The organism is Dactylosporangium cerinum (assembly GCF_042653625.1).
Lineage (GTDB): Bacteria > Actinomycetota > Actinomycetes > Mycobacteriales > Micromonosporaceae > Dactylosporangium > Dactylosporangium cerinum.
Window position 1 is genome coordinate 1 of sequence record NZ_JBHSIU010000027.1, and the last position, 19,987, is coordinate 19,987.

At 70.3% G+C, this 19,987-nt stretch carries 18 protein-coding genes; 5 read left to right on the forward strand and 13 right to left on the reverse strand.

The annotated features are described in order from the left end of the window. Positions 1-336 precede the first annotated feature (336 nt). Complete coding sequence (locus ACFPIJ_RS22180; protein WP_380117084.1) at positions 337-1,509, reverse strand: hypothetical protein; 1,173 nt, start codon at positions 1,507-1,509, stop codon at positions 337-339. A gap of 398 nt (positions 1,510-1,907) precedes the next feature. Here ACFPIJ_RS22180 and ACFPIJ_RS22185 point away from each other — a divergent pair, with 398 nt between their 5' ends. Beyond that, positions 1,908-2,264, forward strand: a complete 357-nt coding sequence (locus tag ACFPIJ_RS22185) for a PRC-barrel domain-containing protein (RefSeq protein WP_203854158.1) — start codon at positions 1,908-1,910, stop codon at positions 2,262-2,264. A 578-nt stretch (positions 2,265-2,842) separates the two neighbouring features. Here the strand turns inward: ACFPIJ_RS22185 and ACFPIJ_RS22190 are convergent. Then, on the reverse strand, positions 2,843-3,442 hold the full coding sequence (locus tag ACFPIJ_RS22190) for an alpha/beta hydrolase fold domain-containing protein (protein WP_380117085.1): 600 nt from the start codon (positions 3,440-3,442) through the stop codon (positions 2,843-2,845). Positions 3,443-3,540: 98 nt separating this feature from the next. Between ACFPIJ_RS22190 and ACFPIJ_RS22195 the strand changes: the two genes are divergently transcribed. After that, a complete protein-coding gene (locus tag ACFPIJ_RS22195; RefSeq protein ID WP_380117086.1) occupies positions 3,541-3,900 on the forward strand; it encodes a sensor histidine kinase in 360 nt (119 codons plus the stop codon). Between the two features lie 227 nt (positions 3,901-4,127). Here the strand turns inward: ACFPIJ_RS22195 and ACFPIJ_RS22200 are convergent, their stop codons facing one another. Then, a complete protein-coding gene (locus ACFPIJ_RS22200; protein WP_380117087.1) occupies positions 4,128-4,448 on the reverse strand; it encodes an IS1096 element passenger TnpR family protein in 321 nt (106 codons plus the stop codon). Positions 4,449-4,571: 123 nt separating this feature from the next. Between ACFPIJ_RS22200 and ACFPIJ_RS22205 the strand changes: the two genes are divergently transcribed. After that, positions 4,572-5,348 (forward strand): transposase family protein, encoded by a 777-nt coding sequence (locus ACFPIJ_RS22205; protein ID WP_380117088.1) that lies wholly within the window; start codon positions 4,572-4,574, stop codon positions 5,346-5,348. Positions 5,349-5,365: 17 nt separating this feature from the next. Here the strand turns inward: ACFPIJ_RS22205 and ACFPIJ_RS22210 are convergent, their stop codons facing one another. From ACFPIJ_RS22210 to ACFPIJ_RS22225, 4 genes are all read right to left on the reverse strand, one after another. After that, complete coding sequence (locus ACFPIJ_RS22210) at positions 5,366-5,584, reverse strand: hypothetical protein (protein WP_380117089.1); 219 nt, start codon at positions 5,582-5,584, stop codon at positions 5,366-5,368. Between the two features lie 245 nt (positions 5,585-5,829). Beyond that, a complete protein-coding gene (locus ACFPIJ_RS22215) occupies positions 5,830-6,531 on the reverse strand; it encodes a hypothetical protein (RefSeq protein WP_380117090.1) in 702 nt (233 codons plus the stop codon). Between the two features lie 320 nt (positions 6,532-6,851). Continuing rightward, positions 6,852-9,791, reverse strand: a complete 2,940-nt coding sequence (locus ACFPIJ_RS22220; RefSeq protein ID WP_380117091.1) for an ATP-binding protein — start codon at positions 9,789-9,791, stop codon at positions 6,852-6,854. A gap of 305 nt (positions 9,792-10,096) precedes the next feature. Next, a protein-coding gene (locus tag ACFPIJ_RS22225; RefSeq protein ID WP_380117092.1) for an IS5 family transposase occupies positions 10,097-10,854 on the reverse strand; the annotation gives its coding sequence in 2 pieces (ribosomal slippage) (positions 10,097-10,551 and positions 10,551-10,854; 759 coding nt in all). A 321-nt stretch (positions 10,855-11,175) separates the two neighbouring features. Between ACFPIJ_RS22225 and ACFPIJ_RS22230 the strand changes: the two genes are divergently transcribed. Beyond that, positions 11,176-11,412: a hypothetical protein gene (locus tag ACFPIJ_RS22230; protein ID WP_380117093.1), complete on the forward strand. Its 237-nt coding sequence runs from the start codon at positions 11,176-11,178 to the stop codon at positions 11,410-11,412. A gap of 41 nt (positions 11,413-11,453) precedes the next feature. Next, positions 11,454-12,785, forward strand: coding sequence for a hypothetical protein (locus ACFPIJ_RS22235; protein WP_380117094.1), 1,332 nt, complete (start codon positions 11,454-11,456; stop codon positions 12,783-12,785). 23 nt (positions 12,786-12,808) lie between these two features. Here ACFPIJ_RS22235 and ACFPIJ_RS22240 read toward each other — a convergent pair whose 3' ends face one another. The 6 genes from ACFPIJ_RS22240 to ACFPIJ_RS22265 all read right to left on the reverse strand — a co-directional run bounded on the left by ACFPIJ_RS22240 (position 12,809) and on the right by ACFPIJ_RS22265 (position 19,956). Next, the gene (locus tag ACFPIJ_RS22240) at positions 12,809-13,936 is read right to left on the reverse strand and encodes a M20/M25/M40 family metallo-hydrolase (RefSeq protein WP_380117095.1); all 1,128 of its coding nucleotides are present in this window, start codon (positions 13,934-13,936) and stop codon (positions 12,809-12,811) included. Positions 13,937-13,999: 63 nt separating this feature from the next. Continuing rightward, positions 14,000-14,857, reverse strand: a complete 858-nt coding sequence (locus ACFPIJ_RS22245) for a hypothetical protein (RefSeq protein ID WP_380117096.1) — start codon at positions 14,855-14,857, stop codon at positions 14,000-14,002. After that, a complete protein-coding gene (locus ACFPIJ_RS22250) occupies positions 14,854-16,125 on the reverse strand; it encodes a GTPase domain-containing protein (protein ID WP_380117097.1) in 1,272 nt (423 codons plus the stop codon). The genes ACFPIJ_RS22245 and ACFPIJ_RS22250 overlap by 4 nt, the downstream gene beginning before the upstream one ends. Continuing rightward, the gene (locus ACFPIJ_RS22255) at positions 16,122-17,849 is read right to left on the reverse strand and encodes a dynamin family protein (protein WP_380117098.1); all 1,728 of its coding nucleotides are present in this window, start codon (positions 17,847-17,849) and stop codon (positions 16,122-16,124) included. Before ACFPIJ_RS22255 ends, ACFPIJ_RS22250 begins: the two co-directional genes overlap by 4 nt. Then, entirely contained in the window at positions 17,846-18,886 is a 1,041-nt protein-coding gene (locus tag ACFPIJ_RS22260) for a hypothetical protein (RefSeq protein ID WP_380117099.1), read from the reverse strand. The genes ACFPIJ_RS22255 and ACFPIJ_RS22260 overlap by 4 nt, the downstream gene beginning before the upstream one ends. Continuing rightward, the gene (locus ACFPIJ_RS22265; RefSeq protein ID WP_380117100.1) at positions 18,883-19,956 is read right to left on the reverse strand and encodes a hypothetical protein; all 1,074 of its coding nucleotides are present in this window, start codon (positions 19,954-19,956) and stop codon (positions 18,883-18,885) included. The genes ACFPIJ_RS22260 and ACFPIJ_RS22265 overlap by 4 nt, the downstream gene beginning before the upstream one ends. Positions 19,957-19,987 lie beyond the last annotated feature (31 nt).

The following is a 19,987-nucleotide window of genomic DNA, read 5'->3' on the forward strand; positions in this document are numbered from 1 at the left end:
CCTTCAGCTTCGGCAGCGACGCGCCCCGAACCGGCCAAACAACCAAGATCACCAACAGCATCATCTCCGTGAATGATCACTGCGACCATGTGGGCGCCGTCGAAGCCGGCGCTGTTCGTGCAGTCCGACGCTCGGCCCTCAGGTAGCCGTTGGTAGCCTACGGCCTGGCTTCACAAAAGTGTGGGCCAGAGCCCCGTTCTCACCGACAAAGCCGGGCTCAGACTGACGAACTGGTAGGCCTGACTCGGGCGACCTCTCCGCGTGCTGCTGTAGCCGGCGCACAACGCCGGCGTCCGAAGGTATGCCCGCCGCTGCTGACCGGCGCTTGGAACCGGCTCAGGCAACGCCAGCCACGGCCTGCCACGAAGGCCGGTCGTTGGGCAGGCCGAGCCGTGAAAATGTCCCATCCCAGGCTTCGAGGTGGCGGCCCAAGGACGACAGCGCCCGGATGTCAGACTCGCGGAAGGGCGCGTGCCGGGCGACCGTCTCGGCGAATCGGCGCTGGACGGGCGTGGCCGCCGCCGGCGACGGCAGTCCGTCTGGGAAGACCACACGCAGGTACGGCTCGGCCAGCGCGCCGAACACCCGGCGTTGCTCGCCGACATCGAGATACGTCGGGGCAGACGGCACCGCGACGATCGCCGCCGGCAGGAGGCGGTCGACGTCACGGACGGCCGCGCACAGCCGTTCGGCGAGCGCGGCTTCCGGGTACGGCAGGGCCGAGAGCCCCATCATGCCCTCGAACCCCTGCATGCCGATGACGGCCGGATTCCTGGACGCCTCGGCCAGCAGCACGGTGTTCGCCTCGGGATCGTCGGCAAACGCCGGAGCAAGCGCGGCGCACACCCGCACACCCGGATGCGGGTCGCGCAGCCACGCACGCGGTGCCCCGCCCAGTTCACCGGCGCCCAACAGCATCGAGGCGCGATGGTGCGCGTCGGCCGAGGCGCACTCCGCCAAGTGGTACGCCAGCAGCCGAGGCCGATGCACCACCAGGTCGGGGTGGCCGCTCAACGTCGCGGCAGTCAAGGCCGCACAACCCCGCAGTGCCGGCGCCTGGGCGCTCAACAGTGGCTCGATCGTCGCGTAAACCTCGGGCAGCAGGTCGAAACAGTCCACGCGCGCCGCAGCCAGCAGCACCTCACCCGGCGCGTCGGCGTCTGTCCAGTCCAGGACGAAACGGCGTTCGCACAAATACCTGGTCAGCCACTCACGCACGTCGGGCGCGTCACGCCGGGACGCTGTCGCGCGGTCGATGCCCGCGAGCACTTCACGGGCGACCTCACGCAAGAACCAAATGGCCGCACTGCGCAGCGTCGGGTCCTCGCCGCCGAACTCGGGCTCTCCGATCGTCCGGACGAGGTACCGCACTCCCTCGACGGTGGCCGGAGTCAGGTTTCCGCCGCAGTACAACGCCGACCACAGAAACGAGTACGGCGCACGCCAGAACGGCTCGTCAGGACCCTGAGGACGGTCGTCACCCCGGCGAAGGTCGTCGAGGAGGGCCAAGTCGTCACCGGACGGCCCATAGGCGTGGAAGGACACGGCTCGCCGTCACCGGCACGAGCGCCGCAGCAGGCTGGTCATGCCGAGAAACCCTAACAGGGCTAGCCCCGGATGCCTCGACCACAAGCACAGGTGCCCGCTCATCGGCCAAGACAGGAAGCGTCGCCGGGGCGCGGCGCTCGCTGTGACGACCACGGTGCCGCCGCCGCGCGAGACCAGCGGCATGCGTGCACCTGATCTTGGAAACTATCGCATCGCTGGAGAAATGGCACAGGTGCTGCAACGTGGATTCGACGCTTCTATGGGTAGTGCCCAGACGAAGTGCGGGAACTCCGCGGGCAGTAGCTGGTCCGGGCAGCCGCCTGACCCGCTGTATTGAGGGATGAGCATCGGAGGCCGGAGTGTTTCAGGCAGGGGATGTCCGAGAGTGGCTCGGCCACGATGTCGTTGACACCGACGGCCATAAGGTCGGCACGCTGGAGTCGATCTATGTCGACACCTCCACCGATCAGCCCTCGTTCGCCACAGTCACAGTGGGACTGCCGACACGGCACCGCTTGGTGTTCGTGCCGTTGACCGACGCCACCGTCGGTCCCGGCTACCTCAAAGTGAGGTACCTCAAGAGTCAGGTCAAGGCCGCTCCGTCGATCGATACCGATGGAGAACTCCCAGCCAGCGACGAAGCGGGGATCTTCGCGCACTACAACCTCGTCTACGCTCAAGGGGCCAGTGGCGAACGACGCCTCGCGCGCCGGTAATGATCATTCACGGAGATTGCGCCAGAGCCGAGTTCCGGCACCAGATGTCGCCGAGTTTCGGGACCATCGGGATCTCGCCGCTGCCGATGTTCGCGAGTTTGAGCGCCACCCTGCGGCGAGGGCCAGCTCACGTATCGTCGGCCGCGCACCGCTTACGCACGGTGACGGGTGTTGGAGATGGGCGCGCCTTGTTTGCGGGATGAGCGGATGCCATGATCGTCGCCGGATACCTCGATCCCCAGGTCTCAGCGAACTCCAGGAACCGCTCCGTCGAGGCGGCCTCGGTCGCGGCCGCGCGCTGTCCTCGTCATCGGGTCGCTGCCGTCCATCGGCGGGGAACCCGCCTGCGGCGGCACCACAGAGGCACCTGGCCCGGGTCCAGGGCGACCGGGCCCTGCCGGCGCTCCTCGGCCTGTTCGCGGGTCCAGGACTCGGGCCCGGTGACCGCGGGCGCCGCGTCGTTCACGTGCCTGGATCAAATGCACAGTTCGTGGACCAGCGACCACTCCAGACACTGCCCATTCGACACGGATTCCCAACACGTCCGCCGGTTCCGCAACGCAACTGTGCCGCTCGGCTCACGCGGCGAGCGCCGCTCGAAGTACCGCCGTCGCTCGTGACGACCACAGCACGTGTGCGGCCAGGTCCGGCCCGCCCCGCGCGTCCGTCATGAGCATCAGTTCGTTGGCCATGTCGACGCCGGAGGAGTCCGAGCCGACGGCGATACGGGTGCCGTCCAGACCGTGCTCGCCACCGTGCTGGGCAATCCATGTTGCGGCGACGTAGTTCTCCTCGACCGCTACCGGAATGCGGGCGTTCGGGGAAAGGGCGTAGTCGACGACGACGACCGCCGCCTGCACCGCCGCCGCCATTCTGAAAGCCTGCCGGTGGGTGTCGGCGTCGCTGAATGCCGCATCGCCGCCGTGCACGTAGATTACGACGGGCAGCGGTCCGGGCACGCCGAGCGGCCGGAACAGCCGCAGCCAGGTCTGGCCGGCCGGGCCACCGGGCACCATGATGTCCTCGCCATCGACGATCCCGCCAGCGACCACGGCCGGCCTCCGCGCCGCCGCCGGGCTGCGACGCGGCGCCAAGGCCGGCTTCGGCGCGGTAGGTGCGAAGGCATGCGAGGCACGCTTCGGCGCTGGTACGGCAACGGTCTTCGACATCGTGGTCATCGCAACTCCAATCCGGCAGCCGCCGAGTGAACGGCAGCAGTTCCTGGCCAGCTCCTGGCCTGACAAGAGAAGCGTGCGATCGCCGTGACTACCCGGGCATGGGTCATTTGACCGCATTGGTACTGCGGGCCGCAGCGATCCTGTCCGAGGGCGGCCTGCGGCCCGCACTCAATGCGCTGGCCCGCCGTTCCGCCGTCGCAATAGACCTCGACCTCCACCTCAACGGCCGGCTCGCCGAGCCCGTCGAGATGGCGGCGTACTACATCGTCGCCGAAGCGCTTGCGAACCCCACCAAACATCCGCACACTTCGCTCATGCGCATCGACGTGGCGGTACTTGATGGTCGCCCGCACCTGTCAATCGCAGACGACGGCGTGGGTGGCGCTGATCCGGCACGTGGTACCGGCCTCATCGGACTTACCGACCGGGTCGAAGCGTTGAACGGCACAATGAGCTGATTTCATCCTCGTTGGCGTGGTCCCCACCAGGGCAGGATCGGCGGCAGGTCGGTCAGAAGGCGTGCCGGTCGTTTGGGTTCGGGTGATTCGCCGTCGTCGGTGTCCCAGCGGCGTCCGTACTGGTCGGGGAGATCGCCCCATCCGAAGTACGGCAGCGGTTGTGGTGGGACGATGCCGAGTTCGTCGAGCGGATCGATGCGTTGCGCGGCGACGGTGCACAGATGGGCTCAGTCGTCGCCGAAGTCGAACAGGTAGGCGAACTGTTCACCGGGGGTGAGCCGGCTCAGCTTGGTGGCGTCGCTGTCGAGGCTGCCCCCGGGTGCCTCGCCGTCCCACTGATCGAGGGCGGTGATCTCCGCGCCGGTGGCGAGGGTGAACATGTGCATGTGGGCCAGGTCCCACCGTGCGAAGGCCAGGTCGATCGCCCCGGCGAGCTGGCCGAACGAGTGAGACCGGGCCGCCGCGAAGATCCGGCCCGGCCGCGGCCAGAAATCGACCCCTCGACCACCAACCAACTCCACCCGAATCGACAGCCAGGTGCGGGCCATCCTCGACACTCCTGCTCGTCCCGGCCGTGATCGAACACGCCGCGTGTCGATCGTCCAGAATGGACGAAGCTCCTGGTAGATGACTGAGTCGACCAAGACATCTGTCGTCGCCCGAGGAGCTCCGTGCTGGCCTATCCTGCCACGATCCCGTTGTCCACCCGCAGCCTGACCCGCCTGTCGCAGCTGCTACGCACCCACCGCACGATCGTGGGCAGCCGCTGGCGCCGCCTGGCGCCCGATCGCCAAGCGCTGCTGGTGCTGGCCCATCTGCGCAACGGCGACAGCCGTACCCGCCTGGCTGCTGGCTTCGGGATCAGCCCGACCACGGCATGGCGCTACATCCGTGAGGCCGTGGACCTGCTCGCCGCCCGGGCACCCACGCTGGAGCAGGCGATGCGCCGCATCGGCCAGCTGGCCTTCGCGATCCTGGACGGCACGCTGATCCCCATCGACCGCCTCTCCGGCAGCGCCGACCGACGTCACTACTCCGGCAAACACCGCCGCCACGGCATCAACGCCCAGGTCATCGCCGATCCACACGGCCGGCTGATATGGATCTCACCCGCGTTGCCCGGCGCCGTCCACGACCTGAAGGCCGCCCGCACCCATGGCATCATCGCCGCATTGACCAAGGCAGCCGTCGCGACCTTCGCCGACAAGGCTTACCGCGGCGCCGGTCCGGTCGTGGCCGTACCGTTCTACGGCCGCAACCTGCCCAAGCGCATGCGCGAGTGCAACTCCGCGCACGCCAAGGTCCGCGCCATCGGCGAACGCGCCATCGCGACTGTCAAGACCTGGAAGATCCTGACCAAGCTGCACTGCTGCCCACAACGAGCGACCCCGATCCTCGCCGCCATCTTGTTCCTCCAACTCATCGAGGAGCGGCGCGACGCAGGATGAAATCAGCTCAATTACGATCAGCAGCCCGGCCGGGCAAGGGGCGCTGTTGCATTAAGCTCATAACCAGGCTGCACAGGGCGTGCATGCTCAACCAGCGCGTTGAAGAACGCAGCGTTCTGGTCGGAGTCGGCACGGGAACTGGTCAATCGGGCCCGCCACGGCGTCTGGCCGACCAAACCGGCGAGTTCCACCACCCGGTCTCGATCGAGCACGTACAACGACGCGATCGCAGACACCGTACAAGCCTCCCAAATCGTGGTCCGGTGCCACAGCCTAGTGACGCACGATCACCTACATATCAAACATGAGCGGATGCCGACATGGATCCGTGCTGAAGCACCGGGGTGTGATGTTGCCGTTGCGCCGAGGTCTCTCATGATCGGGTGGTGGGGTTGACCGAGGTCGTTGGGATCGCGCCGTGCAAGCACCGACTGTGCTCTTGGGTCGAAAGGACCGGTGCCGACGATGTGAGCGTCGAGCGTCAGCGTGCCACGAACCGCCGGCGGTCGCCCGCTCCAGTCAGATCGAACATCGCGGCGTCGACGAGCACGCGGCGCAGGAGGGCTTCGGCCGCACCGTCGTCCAATGAGGACGGTACTGCGACGTGGTCCAGCGCAACTGCGCCGATCGTCGCCTGGAAGGTGTACTGGAACGGCGCCATGCTGTTGGCGTAGCGCAGCGCGATCCGCCCCTGCCAGTCGAGGGCGAACACCGTGCGGCCCTGCCGCGCGCCGAACCTGATCTGGTGGTCGCCCACCGCGTCGTGGCCCAGCAGGTAGATCCCGAACGCGGCGTCGTCGTCTTCGATGTCTTCGTCGGCCACGCCGTCCGGTACTGCGTCCGGCCGGTCCGGATCTCGATCGACGTGGAAGGTCCGCCCTGCAAGGGTGTCCAGCGCCAGCGGCTCGGCGTCCGTGGCCGCGACGAAACCCCGATGCCCCCAGTAGGTCGACGAGATCGTGCAGGCATGGTAGTTGCCCCACACGATCTTCGAGTTCCAGTCGTCTTCGCTGTCGCTGTCGTCGTCCCAGTACGTGGGGTCTTCGGCGTAATACTCGGCGCTCTTGATATGTAGGTCGAACCAGAGTCGGCCAGCAGGGTCGAGCCGCCCCAGCCACGCCAAATCCTCGACGGCATGTCCGGTGGGCCAAGGGTTGCCCGGAAAGACGATGCGGTCGCTCACCGCCGCGAGTTTGCCACACCACCGCCCTCCAGCGTGAGATCGAGCAGGCTCGGCTTTGCGTCGGTGGTCGCCGCCCCAGTCGGGCACGGCGGCGAAGAGCCGGTCGGCACGGATATCCGAACATCACGACGCCCGCTGAGGCACCCGACGCTCAACGCGGCGCTCTTGATCACGTGTGTCCGAGCATCGGCACGAGCAGCGCTGCTGCCGTGGTTCGACACGCCGGACCCGCCACCACGAAGCGTGACCGTCTTCATGTCGACGGCCGCGCGAGACCTGCGGCAAATCAGGGCGGGTGTTTCAGCACGTCGAGTCTGGAGTTATGCGATTCGGCGGTGCTCAGCGGTGCGTTGTCGAACGGGTTCGTTGGCCGTCTTGATCTTCGGTGTGGGGGACGCCGGCCGTGGGGCCTGGTCGTGCTCGTCGACGGTGATTGTCTCCAGCGCGGCGCGGAGGGCGGCGCGTGAGGTGATGCCGAGCTTGGGGAATATCCGGTGCAGGTGGGCGCCGACCGTGCGGTGGGACAGGAACAGCTGTTGGCCGATCTGTTTGTTGGTCAGGCCGGTGGCGGCCAGCGTGGCGATCTGCCGCTCCTGCGCGGTCAATGCGGGCGTGCGGGTGTCGGGCCTGGTGGTGGCGGTGGCGACTCCGGTGGCGCGGAGTTCGTCGCGGGCCCGTTGCGCCCACGGTTCGGCGTGGAGCTGGTTGAAGGTTTCGATGGCGCCGCGGAGGTGCAGCCGGGCGCGGGTGGTGTCGCGGGTGCGGCGTAGCCATTGCCCGTAGGCGAGGTGGACGCGTGCGTGTTCCCACGGCCACCGGTCGGCGTCGGGCAGGGACAGTGCTGCCTCGAACAACGCGCCCGCTTGGTCGTCTGGGGCGGCCAGGGCCGCGGCCCCGGCGGTGATCAGCGCCGAGCGGGTGGAGACGCGGGGGACGCCGGCCTGCTGGGCGGCGGCGACGTGGGCGCGGGCCTCCTCGACCCGCCCGGTCCGCATGTCCGCCTCGACCAGGTCCATGACCATCCACCGGGCAGGAATGCCGGTGCCGGGGATGCCGGGCAGGCCGATCCAGGAGGTCTGGGCATAGGCGTCTTCGTAGTCGCCTCGGCCCAGGTCCGCGATGGCGCGCACCTGCCGGGCGAATGCCTGCGTCAGCCCGATGCCCCGCGGCTCGGCCCAGGTCATGACCTCGCTGGTCAGGGACTGGGCGAGGTCGGCGTTGCCGCGAGCGGCCGCAACTAATGCCTGCCTGATCCGAAGCTGCGCCTTGAGAAGGTGATAACCGTTGGCGACTGCCAGGTCCAACCCCTCACGTGCCAGAGTCTCGACCTCGTCCCACTGCCCGCGGTGGTAGGAGTCGATGGTGAGCAGCAGCAAGCCGGTGAGTGCCAAGACGATCGCGCCGCCGTCGCGTTCCCGCTCGATCATGTGCCAGACCAGGTGGCGATAGTCGGACAGGGCGTCCATCCGCATGGCCGCGAACGCCAGGGGGATGAGCCACTGGGGTGCCGCTTCGGTGGGTAGCGCGGCGAAGGCGCGGGCGAGGCCCTCGTGCACCGTTGCGGAGGTCCGGGCCGAGTGGGTGAACGCGTCGTAGCACAGCCGCAGGGGCATTGCCGCCTGCGGGTCGAAGCGGGCCAGCGCGTTTCCCAGCAGGTCCCAGAACATTGGCCGGGCGGCGTAGATGCACACGAACAACAGCGCGTACAGCAGGTCGTCGATCCACTCGCTGGTGGGCTTGGCGGTGGCCGCGTCGTCGAGCGCCTGGGTCAGCAGGCGATACGCGCCATCGGCATCGCCATCGGCATGAAGCAGGTAGGTCGCCGTAGCGGCGGCGAAGACTGATCCGCTGCGCGTGCCCGAGACCAGCCGGGCGTCATCTGCCTTGCGGGCGTCGGCCAGCAGTCGGGGCACCTGGTCCAGCGGGCCGGTGCTGCTGGCCAGGTACGCGGCCTCGATCAGCCGGCGGGAACGGTCGGCCGGTTGCGGGCTCAGTTCGGCAGCGCGTACCAGCGCGGTCACCGCGGTGGCCGCACCGCCACGGCGGAACTCGGCAAGGAACGCCTGCTCCAGCGCGTGGGCCACCGCTTCGTCCGGGCCGGTCGCGGCTTCGGCCAGATGCCACGCCCGGGGGCACGGGTCGTCGGCCACGTCGGCCAGAGTTTGGTGCACCGCACGGCGCTCGGCCGGCGAGGACAGTTGCACGATCACCGAGCGGATCATCGGAGGGCGAAACGACATACGGCTGGCGACCGGATCCGCAAACACCAGGCCGGCCTGTCGCGCCGACTCAAGGTCATCGACATCCGCGCGACCCGTGGCCGGCAGGAGCATGGCCAGACTCGCATCGGGCTCGAGCGTGGCCAGCAGCAGCACGTGCCGGGTCTGTGCGGGCAGGCTCTCGATCGCCGGGGCGAAGGCGGCCTCCAGCCGCCCGGAAAGAGGCAGGAGCACGGGCAGCGGGTCCTGGCCGTGGCGCTGCCGGTCGGTCAGCGTCACGGGCAACTCGCGCAGCGCGAGGGGATTGCCGGCAGCCTCGTCGAGCAGCCGCCGCCGCACCGACGGTGCCAGCCGCGGATACCAGCTGTCCAGCAGGGTGGCCGCTGGCTGCTCGTCGAGTGGTCTGACATCCAGTTGGGGTAGGCGGACCTCGTCGAAGCAGCTGACGGCCCCGGTGCGGGCCGTGGCAAGGAACGCCACCGGGGTGTCGGCGAGGCGGCGGGCGACGAAGCCCAGCACCGTCGCGCTGGCGCGGTCCAGCCACTGCACGTCGTCGACTATCAGCAGCACCCGACGTTCGGCGCCGACCTCGCCGAGCAGGGCCAGCACCGCCGTCGAGACCACCAACGCATCCAACGATGCTGCCTGCGCGAGATCGAAAATCCGGTCGACGACGTCACGCTGGCCCGCGGCCAGCCGGCCGGCACGCTCACGCAGCGGATAGAGCAGCTGATGCAGCGCCGAGAAGCTGATCTCCGCCTCGGACTCCACCCCCGAAGCGTGCAACACCCGCAACCCGGCCGCCTCGGCCCGCACCGCCGCGGCATCCAGCAGCGATGTCTTGCCGATCCCGGGCTCGCCGCGCAACAGCAGACAGAGGCCTGTCGGGCTGTGCTCGGCAAGCAATGCCTCGATCAGCTCCAGCTCGGCCGTGCGGCCCAGCAGGTTGACTACGGTCCGTGATCCCACTAGCTGTCCCGTGTGGATGATTCTCATGGGGAAGACTATTGGTGATCGACCGGGAAAGTCTGCGGCGATCACCGCGCGAGGAACCCCTTGTTTCTGCAACCTTAGCGCCCTTGACCAGCTGATTCTCACCGTCCGAGCCCGCATCACCCGGGACGCCGTCAAAAAAGGGGATCCGCTGACGGTGGCAGCGAACCGCTGATTCCGTTATCAGTCAACGAGATTCGGCGGTTGTTCAACCGGATCGCGGCGCCGCTGGGCGCTTCGTCGCACACGTCGTGCACTGGTCGAGGTGGCGACGAACGAGCCAGACACGTGCCCGGATCAGTCACTACAAGCGACGCGGGCATCATCACAACCTGTCGTTGCAGTATTAGAGCTCAGTTCAGAATGAGTTGGCGGAGGCAGATCACCGAACAGGCCAGGCTGATGAGTGCTTGGTGAATGTCGGCCCGTCGTTCGGTGCGTAGTCGGAGCTTCTTGAAAGCATGGAGCCATGCGATGCTGCGTTCGACGGGCCAGCGATGGCGGCCGTGGCCGGTGTTGCGGCGGGCGATGTGCGGGGTGATGCCGCGGGCCCGGACGAGGCGGCGGTACTTGTCGAAGTCGTAGCCGCGGTCGGCGTAGATGCGTCGGGGCCTGCGTAGCGGCCGGCCGACCAGGCCGCGGATCGGCGGGACGGCGTCGAGCAGCGGCAGGAGTTGGGTGATGTCGTTGCGGTTGCCGCCGTTCAGGATCACCGTGAGAGGGATGCCGGTGGCGTCGGTGATCAGGTGGTGCTTGCTGCCCAGTTTGCCCCGGTCGACCGGGCTGGGACCGGTGAGGTCCCCCCTTCGAGTGCCCGCAGGTGCGACGAGTCCACGAGCGCCGCGGACAGATCCAACCGGCCCGCGGCGCGGAGCTCGGCCAGGATCAGCTCGTGCAGATGCTGCCAGACGCCGGCCTCGTGCCACTCCTTCAACCGCCGCCAGCACGTGGCACCCGACGCGCCGAACGCCGCTGTCGGCAGCGTGTTCCACGTGACGCCGGTCCGGGCTGCGAACAGGATCCCTTCCAGCGCAGCCCGATCCGACGTCCGCGCCGGGCCTGGATACCGGAACCGTCGCTGCCGCACCGGGATCAGCGGCTCCGCAACCACAGCTCATCCGTGAGCACCGTGTCAGACACCGCCTGAGCATCGATCCCCTTGCCCGATCAGGCAATCCGACACGCCAGTTCATTCTGAACTGAGCTCTTAGCCCACCCGATGCTCGCCGGCGCCATCTGACACAGCCGGATACACAGGCCCGCTGCGCCATCCGATCAGACAACGCAACGACGCCGTTCGGCTGGACGTTCACGGACGTGGCTCGGGGTACCGCATCGCCTCGCTCGACGGTCGGGACGTCGCCGCGATCGGCGCGGCGGACGGCGGCGCTGCCTGGCACACCTACGTCGCGGTCGACGTTTCACCGGCCCCGTGCTCGCCCAGGGCTTCGACGACCTGGTCACCTGGGTGCGCACCGGACACCGGCCGGCAGGCCACGCGATCATGGACCGCCGCACCGTCGCCGCCGACTTCGGCTGCCGGTTCACCCTCACCGACCGGGCCTCGTTCGGGGCCGCCTGCCCGGCGCGAACCCTCCCGCCGCCGGACCCGGCGGCGGCCGGCCCCGGTGGACGCCCGATCTCGTCCACCCGGCGGTCGTGGGCGTAGCATGGCGCGGTGAGTGACCCGTGCGACCTGAGGGAGGCCGCGTGAGCACCACCCCGCGCGATGGCAACGAGGAACAGTTCCGTGCGGAGATCAATCGGATCTACCGGATGTTCCGGCCCTCGGACTTTAACGAGCTCAGCGCCGGCACGTTGTCGAACCTGCGCAACGGCAGGACCAGACCTCAGTTGCGCACGCTGGAGAGCTTCATCGAAGCGGCCAGGAGGGCCCTGTCGAAGCGGCCCCGGACGGACATCGATCCGCAGGACCTCGACATCAATGCGTGGCGGGCTTGGTACACCGCCCTGTTCGTCACGCCGGTGCAGGCGCCGCCCCCGGCGCACAGCGACACGCAGCACATCAAGGACATCGAGGCGTTCCACGCTCAGCTCGTCGCGGCGACCGCCGCTGCGAAGTTGCACATCTACCGGTCGGGCACGGGCAGCCTGCGGCCGCCGGGGCGATACTTCGACGACCTCGAACGGGCGGAGCGGGAAGCGCTGGACCGGGGCGTCGAGATCGTGCGGATCCAGACGAGCCCGGTCGTCGACCCGGCCTGGGCGAAAATGTTGAAGCAGCTCAAGGTGGAGAACGGCGAGCGATACCGGGTCCTGCTCGCCTCGACGTCGTGGCCGCTCGACGCCTGCATCATCGACCCGGGCGGCGACGCCGTCGTCGTGCTGCTCTTCGAGACCGACGCGTGGGACGGGACGCGGTTCGTCACCGCCGAGATCGTCCGGGGCAACGCCGAGTTCGCCAACAGCCTCGCCAAGCACTTCGCTCCCGGCGAGCACCTCGAGGAACTGGACGCGGACGGCATAGAACGGCTGGGGCAGAGTGAGCTCGTCGTCGCCTACGGCGACCACATGAACAAGAACTACAACCGGCGGACCACGCCCGGCGCGCAGCCGGCCGGGATTGTGACGCTGCACGGCTGGACCCGGACCTTCTACGCGCCGCCGGAACTGCACGACCCCCGCAGTTGCGCGATGGGTGTGATGCGCTCCACCCGGTCGCGTGGAGAGACGGTGGTGGTCCTGCGGATCCCCGAGCACCAGCGCGTCCTGCTCGATGCCGAGGAGCGTGGCCGCGGATACCGCGCCGACGTCGCCGACATCACCTTGGACGGGGCGCCGACCCGGGCCCGGATCTACGTGCCCGCGCACATTCCCGACGACGCCACTGCCGAGCAGCGCCACCACCTGCTGCACGGCGGGGACGGCTGGGTCTCACCGAACCGGCAGATCCTCAACGACACAGTCGAGGGCATGCACCAGATCCTGACCGACGGCTGGCGCCGGCTGAACCAGCACGACAAGGCGGGCTTCGGGGAACTTCAGAAGCGCCTGTTCGCCATCAACGGCGAGACCGGCTGACCGCCCCGGGCGTCGCGAAACCGTCAGCCGAACGCCTTGCGCAGCGCGGTGACGCAGATCCGGGACAGCTCGATGCGCTCCACGATGCTCGACACCGAGACCCACTCGGCCGGTGAGTGGTCCTCGCCGCCCACCGGGCCGAGCCCGTCGACCACCGCGACGCCCATCAGCGACAGGTGATTGGCGTCGGAGATGCCCATCCCACTGGCGACGCCCGGCCACGGGACGCCGGCCAGGTTCAGCCCCTCCCGGATCACCTCCAGCGCCGGCTGCGACCGGCCGAGCTCGAACGGCGGCACCTGCTGGATGATCGACACCTGGGTGGTCACCCCCGCGACGTTGGAGCCCATCGTCGTCAGGGCGTCGCGGATCCGCAGCTGCTCGGCGAGCGTCGTGCAGCGGCTGTCGACGGTCAGCCGGGCGCGCCCGGGTGCCGTATTGATCGCGGTCCCGGCCTCGGCCTCGGTTGCGGTCACGGTCGTGCCCACCTCCGGCGCCGCCAGCTCGAGCATCCGACCGGCGAAATCGACGAGTGCGTGCAGCGCGTTGGCTCCCTCGTACGCCCGGGAGGCATGCGCGTCCCGACCGCTGAACACGGCGTCGAGCCACAGCCCGCCACGCCGAGACTCGTAGATCCCGCCGCCGGGCGCCGCCCCTTCGTAGACCAGCGCCGCGCGCAGCCCTTCGTTGACCGCCTCCTGCAGCAGGACCTTCGAGGCCGGCGAGCCGACCTCCTCGTCCGGGCAGCAGTGCAGCACGACCCCGTCCAGCCCGCCCGGGTCCTGGTCGAGCATCGCCCGGGCGGCGTACAGCATGACGAGCAGCCCGGCCTTCATGTCGAAGGTCCCCGGCCCGAACGCCGTGTCGCCGTCGACCCGGAACGGGATCCGCTCGATCGACCCGACCGGGTGGACGGTGTCGTAGTGCCCGACCAGGCCCACCCGGACCGGCCCCGGCCCGAACCGCCATTGCAGGACCGGGCCGCGGGGGGTGGGCAGCGAGCGGGGCGCGATGCCGCCCAGGATGTCGGTGCCGACCTCGGCGAGGACGTCGGCGCAGGCCATGAGGGCCGGGAGGTCCCCGCTCTTCGACTCCGCCTCGACGAGCCGCCGCAGCTCGTCGAGGATCCGCGGCACCTCAGGGACTGGCATAGCTGTCCTCCCCTCCCTGCCATCGGCCTCCAGGTGCCGTCAGGGTATACCGGCCAACCTGGATCACAGCCCGCCGCGGGCATGGTTGAGCAGGTCGTCGAGGGTGGTCTCGACGCCCGGCCCGGGGAGGCCCGCCGCGCCGGAACTGTGATACGCCTGGTTCGCCGCGGCGCCGGCCGGGGTGTCGAGCAGGTCGTCGGCGGTGATCCCCGGACCGAAGTGGGCAGGAATCGCGATCCCGGCCGCCCCCATCACCTCCGCGGCGACCGCGACGCAGTTGTGGCCGAAGGTGTCGAAGGTACTGAATCTGTTGCTGCTCTCCTCGTACCCCTTGAGCACCTCCATGGCGGCGAGCGCCTGGTCGCGGCTGACCTCATAGGTGAAGCCGTGGCTGGCCTCCCGCGCGTGGGTCAGGTCCTGCTCGTGAATTTGCCCGCCCGTGCCGGTGACGGTCGCCAGGGTGCCTGCGCCCGTCTGCGGGTAGTACCCGACGTCGGCGCGGTGGCCGTCGGGAGCCTCGATCATCACCCAGCCGTGCCCGACGTGGGTGGTCGTCGGGTCGTACCGCGCCGAGATGTGCCACGTCTCCGACGCGTCCGGGCCGCCCCGGCCAGTCGCCTGGACGGCCTCGTCGACCGGCCGGCTCGCCCCGCCGGTGCCGGCGCCGCCGTGCGCTTGGTCGTCGTGGTTGGACGATCCGCTGGTGCCGCCGATGTGCGTGTAGTCGTGGTAGTTGGAGGACCCGCCGGTGTTGGAGCTGCTGTGCGTGTAGTCGTCGTGGTTGGACGATCCGCCGGAGCCGGCGCTGCTGTACGCGTGGTCGTCCTGATAGGAGGAGCCGCCGGTGCCGGAACTGCTGTAGGAGTAGTCGTCCTGGTAGGACGATCCGCCGGTGCTGTAGGGCTGGTCGTCGACGCTCATGTTGGTGCTCCTTCGTCGGTGAGTGCGGCGCGCCGCAGGATCAGGTGGTGCCGGAGGGTCGTGCCGGACGTCGCGACCAACCGATCGCCGCTGCGCCCGGCCGCGCGGAGCAGCTCGATCTCCGCGTCAGGCGGCTCGCCGCCCGCGAGCCGGACGCCGGCCCGTTCGTATGCGGCCAGGCATTGATCGGCGGCGGTCGGCGCCCCCGCGGGTCCGGTGCGACCGGCCAGGCCCGCGAGGGCGTTCGCGACGTCGTGCAGCATCAGCGGCGGGCAGCGCCGGCGGGTGCGGGTCAGCCAATCGTCGATCGCGCGCAGCGCCTCCACCTCGGCGCGGTTGCCCGCTGCGACGGTCTCGACCAGCCGTTCGGCGCGGCGCACCACGTTGACGCAGCGGAAGGTCGCCTGCTGGGCACCCAGAGCGGCGAGACGGGCGCGCAGCCCCGGGAGGAACGACATGGCCTCGATGTGGTCGTAGGCGGTCGCAAGGTCGGGCGGCCCGGCGGCGGGTAGGGCGTGGGCGCCGTACGGGCCGAGGAGCCGCCACCGCCGTTCGGTGCCCCCGGCGTCATGGAGCCCGGCCAGGTCCGCGGCGGTGAACCGCCGGGTCGCGTGGGTCTCGGCGAGCAGGGCGATGATCGGCAGGATCGTGAACGGCCGGAGCTGCGGCGTCCGGCGATACCCCGCGATGGCCTCCGCCGCCGCCGGCGTGGGGTCCTGTCCGGGGCGGACCCGCTCGTCAAGTCGGTTCACCACGACCACGGTGTTGGCCGGGGAGAAAAGCCGGGTCGGCGCGAACGACGCCAGGAAGGTCACGTCCCGGACCGTGGGCGTCACCACGACGTACACGGCGATGTCCGCCGGGGCCAGCCCGGCCAGAGCGGCCGGCCCGCGCCGGTTGACCGAGTCGGCGCCGGGAGTGTCGATCGTGGCGCACCGCAGCGACGGCCCGGCCAGGTGCTCATCCACCGGGCGATAGCGGCGCGGCTCGACGGTGCACTCCGTCGGCGCGGTCGGCGCCCTGCCGCCGGTCAGGGCGTTGCTGAGCGTCGACTTGCCTACGTTGAGCCGCCCGGCGATGCCGAGCAGCGGCGTGTCGTCCGCGAGGTGCCGCGCCAGGTCCAGGCAGGCGATGCGCAGCTCGCCGGGGTTGAGTCCGAGCCCGATGTCCTCGAGCAGACGAGCCAGGCGGACGGCGACCGCCTGGACGGTCGTCGCCGCGGCGACCGCCTGGACGGTCGTCGCCGCGGCGACCGCCTCCGTGGTCATCGCAGCCGCCGCTGGAGTTCGCGCAGGGCCACGAGCCGGTCCTGGAGCAGGGCGCGCGCCGGCGCGGCGACACGCTCCTCGTCGCGCGACACCCGGTCCACGAGCTCGCGGCGGGCGGTGATGTCGGCGGCGCGGGCGTCGAGGGCACGTTCGACGGCCTCGGTGACGTGCTCGGCGACGGCCTCGACGAAGGCGTCGATCGCGCGGACGGCCTGCGCCTGCACGTGGTCCAGGCGCAGGCCCAGGTTCTGGGTCACGTCGCGGCGCAGCGTGTTGACGGCCAGGCGGTAGCGGCGGCGGCGCAGGATGGCCGCCGCCACCGCGATGGCGGCGGCCAGCGCGATCGTCGGCGACCCGGTCAACGCCAGTATCTTGCGGTAGCACAGCGTGAACAGGCTCGGGGAGACGAACTCGAGGACGTCGACGGCCGGCGAGGCGTAGTTGCGGCTGCTGACCACCGCCAGCGCGGTCGCGTTGATCTCCGCGAAGTCCTCGGGTGTCCAGCCACCGCCGGTCGTGCCCGCCATTCTGGTGAGCGTCGTGACCGTGTTCGCTCCCTCGCGTGGCGCCGCGGCGACCAGCTCGGCCCACAGCTCGAGCAACCCGGCCTCGATCTCGTCCGCGACGGCCTCAAGCTGCGGCAGATCGGGCTGGGCGAGCCGGACGTCGGCGGTGTGCCGGATCCGGCGGACGCCGTCCTGCAGCAACTGCACGAGACGGCCGCGCAGCAGGCCGACCTCCCGCCGGTGGGCCCGGGCGACCCGCCGCCGGAGCACGTCCAGGGCGCTCGCCTCCACGGCGAGGGTGGCCCGCCGCTGTGCGGCGGACGTCGACGGGTCGAGCAGAGCCAGGCGGGCCCGGCAGCCGGCTTCGACGTACCGCGCGATCGACCGGAGCCCCTTGGCGACGTTGGCGGCGCGCAGCCGGGCCGCCTCGCCCGGCAGTTCGGTCGCGAGCAGCGCCCTGAGCTGAGCGAGGTTGCCGCACGAGTCGTCCGGCGGTTCGACGGCGTTGACGAACCAACGGGCATTGACGTCGAGCCCCGAGGCTGCGACCACCTCTCGACTTCGGTCGATGACCACCCGCGAGTCCGGGCACACGTCGGTGTGGGTGCCGACGAAGACGACATGCTCGACGTCGCGGGTGGACGCGGCAATGGCCGCTACCTCGGATTCGCGCAGCTCGGTGTCGGCGCGGAAGACGGGGACCACGACGTCGGGGCGGTGCCGGATGCCGGCGCCGAGCGCCGGGGTCAGCAGCCCGTCGTAGCCCGGCCCGTCGATGAGCACGAGATGCGGCGGCATCGCCGGGTGCTCGATGACGAGAGAGATCACGTCTGGCATCACGGTGCCGTCGTCCGTGTATGCGGCGTACCGGTGGATGTCGCCCTTGTCGATCTCCGTCGTCGTGTCGTCCTTGGTCACTACGAACGCTCGCAGCACCGGACCGTGGACGATCGTCACCGGCACCGCGGTCGTCTCGCCCACGCCGGTCGGCAGCAGGGGCTCGCCGAGGTAGTCGTTGATGAGGCTGGACTTGCCGGCGCCGCTGTAGCCGATGATCCATGCGACGAGCCGCGCGGCGTCCGACCGTCGGGTCACCAGATTGATGGCGCTGCGCACCTCGGTCGCGTCTGCCGGTGCGAGCGTGACCGAGGCGATGCCGGCTAGGTCGCCCGCTGCCGCGTCGAGGTCCGGCGGCGCCGGGCGGGTGGTCGATGTCATGCGTCGCCTCCGGTGGTGAGTGGGCGGGCCTGGAAGTCGTCGAGCGTGCGCCCGGGACCGTCGGGTCCGGACGGCACCGCCGGCTCGGACGGCGTCGCGTGCCTGGGTGGACTCGCGGCCGGATCGGCGTTTGGCGGGCGCTGCGGCACGCGGTCGCCGAGGGCGTCCCACAGGTCGGCCAGCCAGCACCACACCAACGCCGGCCGCGGCACCCGGCCCGGCACTCGCTGGGCCGGCATTCGCTGGGCCGGCACTCGCCGGACCGGCCCGGCCGCGCTGCGTTCGTCCCGGCCGTGCGGCGGGCCGTCGTCGCCCGGTGCCGGCCGACGGTGCAGCTCCGCCGCCGTCCCGGAGCCGAACGCCGGTGCCGTCCGCGGGTGCAGCGCCGGCTCGCGGAGCCCGGTCACCGCGATGACGTCGGCCACCGACGGCCGTCGGGCCGGCACCGCGTCCGCGGCGTAGGTCCCGACGACGGTGCCGTCGCGTCCCGAGTCACCCGCCAGGGCCGCCCAGGCGTCCGGAAGCCGGCCCGGCGGGATGTGCAGGAAGTGCCCGGCGGGCACCTCAGGGAAGGCGACCCCGGCAACCGGCTCCGCCGTCCACGGCGATGCCGCAGCCGGCGCCGCGTGCGGCTTGCCGAGCGGGTCGGAGGAGGTCCAGTCCGGCGTCAGCCACCGGACGTACTCGGGCGCCGCCCACCGCAGGCCCTCCTCCGTCAGCCTGCCGTACGACGGGGCGGCGCACGGCTCGTCGGCGACCCAGCCGACGCTGCAGTAGAGATCGCGCCTCTGCTGGTCCTGCGCCAGGTTGGCGCTCAGGTCGCGGGCCATGCAGGCCACGGCGACGAACACGCGGCTGCCGCGGCGGCTCAGGGCGAACCGCGGACCCAGCTCGAGCCTCTCGCCCTGGGGGCCGGTGAGGTCGGCGACGACCGCGTGCAACCACGGGTCGACGGTGCCGTCGGGGCTCACCCGGGTCCAGGTGTCGTCGGTGTGCGTGCGGGCGGTGATCACCACCGCCCACTCGCCGGCGCTCACGCGAAGTCCTCGAGACGGAAGAGCTTGCCCCGGTGCACGACGACGTTGAGGTCGAGCTCTGCGGCCAGGCGGCGCATGGCCGCCTCGTCGTCGGCGATGTCCCGGCCCAGCCTGCCGATCTCGGCCTGCAGCCGGCCGCGTTCGCTGGTGCGGCCCTTGATCGCTTCGCCGAACCACCAACTGGTCAGCTCGTTGCGGGACATGCGGCCGATCTCCTGGGCCGCCCGGGCGCTGGCGTTCTCCTTCTCCCGGACCCCGGTCCGCCGGCGCGCAATGGTGGCGGCCAGGTGCTGGTGGTACCAGAACAACGGCGCGGCCAGGACGTTGACCGGACGCACCGACGCCGGGTCGATCCGGCCGTCGTCGTCGAACTCGGCGATGCGCACCGCGGTCACGAGGGCCCGCCACGGGCTCTCCGCCTCGAACAGCGCCGGGAACAGCTTGTCCAGGTGCTCGACGAACTGCAGGTAGGCCTCGTGTGCCGGGCGCCCGGTGATTGCCGTCAGCCGATCGCGCTTGGTGATGACGATGGTGAGCAGGGGCGGTTGCAGGCCGCGGGCCTCGCGCTCGGCCCTGGCTCGGTCGAAGTGGCTGCGGATCGGCAGCACGCCGAGCTCGTCGTCGAGGGCGGTCGCCGGCTCGGGGTTGCGCAGCCATCGTCCGACGTCGTCGCCCGGCACGCAGAAAAGGAAGATGTCGGACTCATGGATGTGCGCACGCGCCTCGGCCACGTCGGGCGCGCTACCCACGACCGGCAGCGTGGTGACGGCGCCCCGGAAGTCGATGATCTCGAGAATCATGACCAGCTTGCCGCGATCGAGGACGGCGATGCGATAGGGCTCCGGCGTCTCGGAGGTGCCCTTCATGGCCTGCGCGCCACGGACGAACGCCCGCCACTCCCGGTTGAGCCGCAGCTCGTCGTCGAGTTTCACCTGCCGGAACGTGACCTTGCTCGTCACCTCCTGTCCGCAGGCGGCGAACGCGCGAAAGTATGTGGATTTGCCGGCGCCCGAGTCGCCGAACATCATGATCTTGACAACCGGTACGCCGCGAGTGTCGAAGTCGGTCATGGCCTTCCCTGAATGTGTGTGAGATCAACAG